Below are 1,049 nucleotides of genomic sequence, written 5' to 3'. Positions count from 1 at the left end.
GTTTACAGGGTCTCCGGGCAGACCATCTCCGGTGATCGTGTATCGGGGGATCAATCTGCGGTGAAGAACCTTCAGGCCCATTCGAACCACGTTTGGCAGAATGACATAGGCAGCCAGACCGTAGGTCAGGCTTGCCGCCAGGATCCATGGCAGCCTGTGGTCTGCCGTATCGAAAATGACGAAGACGATCAGCCAAACGCTGACGACGCCCAGGCAGAGAACGAGGAATCTCTGAAAGAGGCGCGCGAGCAGTCTCAACGTTCTCGGTCCCGTCTGGTGCTGGGTGAAATCGCGATCGCTGCTTATCGTGGGGATTTTGGCATCCGAACACAACCACATAAGTGACGGCACTGTTTGCGGGCGGCAAACCGGTGGTCCCGTTGCCCCCTATACTAGTGGATGCTTGGTATTGGCGCTATGGCCGCGCGCCAGGGCGCGAAATTAGCCAGGCTGCAGAAGCGCTCAATGCCCGCCTGAGGAGGAGAGGACGTTCACGACCAGGACGCCCGTCACGATCAGGCCCATTCCGACCACCGCCCAGAGATCGAGCTTCTGGCCGAACGCAAACCACCCCACCGCCGAGATCAGGACGATACCTGCGCCCGACCAGACGGCATAGGCGATCCCGACAGGCATGCTCCTCAAGGTGAGCGACAGGAAGTAGAACGCGACGCCATATCCGACCGCAACGACGGCCGTGGGTCCCAGTTTTGAAAACCCCTCCGACGCTTTGAGAGCCGAGGTGGCGATGACCTCGGCGACGATGGCAACGGCAAGAGTAAGATAGGCGTTCATACCCCGCCTAAACATCCTTGTGTGACGCTCTCAAGGCTCCCGATCGAAGGGATACCCGCAGCAGCCCGAGGCGCTGGCGACGCGTCCMCCGGGGACGTTAGGGTGACACTTCCCCGAGATGCCCCACGGAGGCTGCCCCCCCTAGCGCACCTTCAAGCCCAATTCCGCGAGCAGCTGGCCAGCCTGCTGGCGAGAGATCGTGGCGCCGCGAAAGAGCGTGGCGTCAACCAGCCTCAGTCCGCCCAGATCAGCGC

The 1,049-nt window shown here is 61.5% G+C and carries 2 protein-coding genes; one reads left to right on the top strand and one right to left on the bottom strand.

Annotation, left to right across the window (positions count from 1 at the left end; genetic code table 11):
* Positions 1 to 345 (top strand): hypothetical protein (locus AC1DJT_RS36895; RefSeq protein WP_476836084.1); only part of this gene is annotated, 345 nt, incomplete at its 5' end.
* A 117-nt stretch (positions 346 to 462) separates the two neighbouring features.
* Here the strand turns inward: AC1DJT_RS36895 and AC1DJT_RS36890 are convergent.
* On the bottom strand, positions 463 to 795 hold the full coding sequence (locus AC1DJT_RS36890) for an SMR family transporter (RefSeq protein ID WP_441491764.1): 333 nt from the start codon (positions 793 to 795) through the stop codon (positions 463 to 465).
* Positions 796 to 1,049 lie beyond the last annotated feature (254 nt).

The sequence above is a fragment of the Allobosea sp. 05T422_2 genome (assembly GCF_056396265.1).
The sequence above is the reverse complement of the archived record's forward strand: the minus strand, read 5'-3'. Positions and strand labels throughout refer to the sequence as shown.